The organism is Saccharomonospora saliphila YIM 90502 (assembly GCF_000383795.1).
GTDB classification, from domain to species: Bacteria; Actinomycetota; Actinomycetes; order Mycobacteriales; family Pseudonocardiaceae; genus Saccharomonospora; species Saccharomonospora saliphila.
The window spans coordinates 125,188-129,082 of the sequence record NZ_KB912624.1 but is presented as its reverse complement, the minus strand read 5'-3'; the positions used below and the strand labels follow the sequence as shown (position 1 = coordinate 129,082).

The window sequence follows — 3,895 nt, the reverse complement described above, 5'->3', positions numbered from 1 at the left end:
GGGCGGGACGGCGCCGGGGGTGGCGGCCGCGGTCGGAGACAACGCCGCGAAGCCCGCCGCCGTCGCCGTCATCACCGCGCCCGCCTTGAGGGCTCCGCGCCGGGACATCGCCCGCGCGATGTCACCGAAGTAGGTGTTGTCCGACTGGTTCGGGGCCGGGTGCGCGCACTGGTTCCCGCACCGGTACTCGCAAGTGGTCGCCGAACGCCCGGAGCGGTGCGCGTTCAGCAAGGGCAGGAAACGTCTCGACTCCGTGGACAACGCGTCCTCCAGTTCACTCGTTCGGGTGCCAGGCGGGGACGCTAAGCGCACGAAGCGAGCACCCGCGGTCCTGAAGGTAAACGCGGAGGGAAGGGCCTCAAACGTCCTGTCCCCCGTACGCTGCGGGGCATGAGTACGAGCACGGGAGTGCGGGCCGTGATCTTCGACCTCGACGGCGTGCTGGTCGACTCCGAGCGGACGTGGGACGAGGTGCGCCGTTCGGTGGTCGCCGAGCACGGCGGGCAGTGGCGGGAGGAGGCGACCCGCGCGCTCCAAGGCATGAGCACGCCCGAGTGGGCGCGATACCTGGTCACCGAGCTGGGCGTGCGGCTCACGGCGGACGAGGCCGCCGACGTCGTGGTCCGCGAGATGGCCCGGCGCTACGAGGCCGGCCCACCGGTCCTCGCGGGGGCCGACCGGGTCGTGCGCACGGTGGCGGAGCGGTATCCGACCGCCATCGCCAGCTCCTCACCACCGGTGTTGATCGAGGCCTTCCTCACCGCGACCGGCTGCACCGGCCTGGTCGGCGCCGCCGTGTCGAGCGAGGAGGTGGGAGCGGGCAAACCCGCGCCGGACGTCTACCTCGAAGCCGCGTCCCGGATCGGTGTCCGCCCGTCGGCCTGCGCCGCCGTTGAGGACTCGACCAACGGGCTGCGCTCCGCTCTCGCGGCCGGCATGACCGTGTTCGGCGTGCCCAACCCGCACTTCCCGCCGGACGCGGCCGTCCTGGCACGGGCAATGGCGGTGCTCGGCGACCTCCCGGAGGCCCTCGATCAGAGCGGACCGCCGTGAAGGGCCCCTTTCCCGACGCGGACGCGGGGAAGAGGCCCTTCACCGCAACGAGCGCGAGCGGCGAGAGGTCGGCTCAGCGCTCGACTTCGCCCTCGATGAACCGCTCGACCGAGTCGCGGGCGGTCGAGTCGTCGTACTGCACCGGCGGCGACTTCATGAAGTAGGACGAGGCCGACAGCAGGGCACCGCCGATCCCGCGGTCCTTGGCGATCTTCGCGGCGCGCACGGCGTCGATGATGATGCCCGCCGAGTTGGGCGAGTCCCACACCTCCAGCTTGTACTCCATGTTCAGCGGCACGTCACCGAAGGCACGGCCCTCGAGGCGCACGTAGGCCCACTTGCGGTCGTCGAGCCACTGCACGTAGTCGGACGGGCCGACGTGCACGTTGCCCTTACCGAGGTCACGGTCGATCTGCGAGGTCACCGACTGGGTCTTGGAGACCTTCTTCGACTCGAGCCGCTCCAGCTCCTTCATGTTCTTGAAGTCCATGTTGCCGCCCACGTTGAGCTGCATGGTGCGGTCGAGCTGGACGCCTCGGTCCTCGAAGAGCTTGGCGAGCACCCGGTGCGTGATCGTGGCACCGACCTGGGACTTGATGTCGTCGCCGACGATCGGCACACCCGCGCGCTCGAACTTGTCGGCCCACTCCGGCTCGGAAGCGAGGAACACCGGGATCGCGTTCACGAACGCCACGCCCGCGTCCAGCGCCGCCTGCGCGTAGAACCGCGAGGCGTCCGTCGAGCCGACAGGCAGGTACGAGACCAGGACGTCGACCTCGGCCGCGCGCAACGCGGCGGCGACGTCGACCGGCTCGTCGTCGGCCTCCTGGATGGTCTCCTGGTAGAAGCGGCCGAGCCCGTCGAGGGTGGGCCCGCGCTGCACGCTCACCCCGAGCGGCGGAACGTCGCAGATCTTGATCGTGTTGTTCTCGCTGGCGCTGATCGCGTCGGACAGGTCCTGCCCGACCTTCTTGGCGTCCACGTCGAACGCGGCGACGAAGTCGACGTCGCCCACGTGGTACCCACCGAACCGCACATGCATCAACCCGGGCACACGCGCGGCCGGGTCGATGTCGCGGTAGTAGTGGACACCTTGAACAAGCGACGCCGCGCAGTTGCCGACGCCAACGATGGCCACCCTCACGCGGCGGTTGTCGCCCATGCCGGTTTCTCCTTACTCGTCATTTCCGTGGTGAGTCCCGCCGAGCCTCAGGGGGCGCACCGACGTCGGTGTCAGGACCGCTGCCTCGCTGCTCGGCCTGTTCGTGCGCGATCAACTCGTTGAGCCAGCGCACCTCCCGCTCGCTCGCCTCCAGCCCGAGCTGGTGCAACTCACGGGTGTAGCGGTCGATCTTCTCCTCGGCCCTGGCCAACGCTGCCCGAAGACCTTCGCGGCGCTCCTCGACACGGCGGCGTCGGCCCTCCAGGATCCGCATCCGGACGTCGGCCGGTGTCCTGGAGAAGAACGTGAGGTGCACGCCGAAACCCTCGTCGTCCCACGTCTGCGGGCCCGCGTCCGCGAGTAGCTCGGCGAAGCGCTCCTTGCCCTCCGCCGTGAGCTTGTAGACGCGTTTGCCCCGCCGATTCCAGCCGGTGGCGGGTTCGTCGGCCTCCTCGGCGATCAAGCCGGACCGCGACATCCTGCGCAACGTCGGATACACCGAGCCGTACGAGAACGTGCGGAACATGCCGAGCGTCTCGTGCAAGCGCTTGCGCAGCACGTAGCCGTGCATGGGTGCCTCGTGCAGCAGCCCGAGGATCGCGAGCTCCAGCACAGTGCACCCCCTTTCGGGAACGAGAGCCACATCCACCGGCGTTACCAGTCGAGGCCACACCGGTTCCGGTTACCCAACCTACCGGCACAGTATATCGCGGCGATACATCGACGTGGCGCAGCTAACCGTGGCATTACCGGAGGAACGGGCAAATGTCACCGAACGGTTATCACCGCGTCGGCGTGTCGGGAGGGCTCCGGATCACGTCACGGACGACTCGCGGGCATCACGGGCACGATTACCCGTACTCTGTTGGCGTGCGAAACCAGCGGCAGATCGTCGACTACGCGCTCGCGCGGCGTGCGGTCCTGGCCGAGTACCACTCGGGCCGGGCCAGCACGCTGGACGTCTGCGATGCCAACCCCTACCTGCTCAAGGCCGCCGAGTTCCACGGCAGGCCGAGCGACTCGCCGTGCCCGGTGTGCCGGAGGAGGGTGCTCACCGAGGTGTGCTGGGTCTACGGCGACGAGCTGCGCGACGCGGCCGGGTCGGCGCGCTCGCCGGAAGAGCTGGAGCGCATGGCGGGCCTGTTCAGCGAGTTCACCGTCTACGTGGTGGAGGTCTGCCGGGCCTGCGGTTGGAACCACCTCGTGCTCTCGTACGTCCTCGGTACCGGGGCAGGTCGACCCCGCTCGCGAAGGACCGCGGGCCAGTGACCACGAGGGCCGCGACGACCGCGCACTCCGCGGTGCGCACAGACGCCTGCCGTACGCCGCCACGGACGGTGTACGGGGGTTCGGCACACGGGAAACGGCGGGCCGGCGACGCGCCGATCCGGGAGGGTCTTGAGTGAACGACCAGGGAAATCAGAACTGGCCGGAGAACGAACCGGGACACCAGGCGCGGTGGCCGGGCCAGGACGGCTCCTCCGATCCCCAGTGGCCCACCGGCGACGAACGACCGTCACGCGCTCCCCGTCCGGACGCGCGAGGGGACCGGCAGGGCCGCCCCGCCCGGCTGAACTCGGCTTCGACCGTGCCACCGACGGTGAGGGGACTGTCAGGGCGGGCGTGGGCTCCGGGGCGGCACAGTCCATCATCGCAGGTGCCGTGGCGCATCCAGACGAT

The 3,895-nt window shown here is 69.8% G+C and carries 4 protein-coding genes and 1 pseudogene; 2 read left to right on the top strand and 3 right to left on the bottom strand.

Translation table 11 applies throughout. The features are described from left to right. Nucleotides 1-261 (bottom strand): annotated as a pseudogene (locus SACSA_RS0104050) (phosphatase); the annotation flags it as partial. A gap of 147 nt (nucleotides 262-408) precedes the next feature. Here SACSA_RS0104050 and SACSA_RS0104045 point away from each other — a divergent pair. Next, complete coding sequence (locus SACSA_RS0104045) at nucleotides 409-1,053, top strand: HAD family hydrolase (RefSeq protein ID WP_019813716.1); 645 nt, start codon at nucleotides 409-411, stop codon at nucleotides 1,051-1,053. A 73-nt stretch (nucleotides 1,054-1,126) separates the two neighbouring features. On the opposite strand, the gene SACSA_RS0104040 is transcribed toward SACSA_RS0104045, so the two are convergent. Both SACSA_RS0104040 and SACSA_RS21400 read right to left on the bottom strand, forming a co-directional pair. Next, entirely contained in the window at nucleotides 1,127-2,215 is a 1,089-nt protein-coding gene (locus tag SACSA_RS0104040) for an inositol-3-phosphate synthase (RefSeq protein ID WP_019813714.1), read from the bottom strand. Nucleotides 2,216-2,234: 19 nt separating this feature from the next. Next, entirely contained in the window at nucleotides 2,235-2,828 is a 594-nt protein-coding gene (locus SACSA_RS21400) for a PadR family transcriptional regulator (protein ID WP_019813712.1), read from the bottom strand. 257 nt (nucleotides 2,829-3,085) lie between these two features. Here SACSA_RS21400 and SACSA_RS0104030 point away from each other — a divergent pair, with 257 nt between their 5' ends. Beyond that, entirely contained in the window at nucleotides 3,086-3,484 is a 399-nt protein-coding gene (locus tag SACSA_RS0104030) for a DUF5318 family protein (RefSeq protein ID WP_019813710.1), read from the top strand. Nucleotides 3,485-3,895 lie beyond the last annotated feature (411 nt).

What these genes read in the sequence shown, in the direction of transcription:
- SACSA_RS0104040 (WP_019813714.1), bottom strand. Translation starts at nt 2,215, where the DNA reads ATGGGCGACAACCGCCGCGTGAGGGTGGCCATCGTTGGCGTCGGCAAC.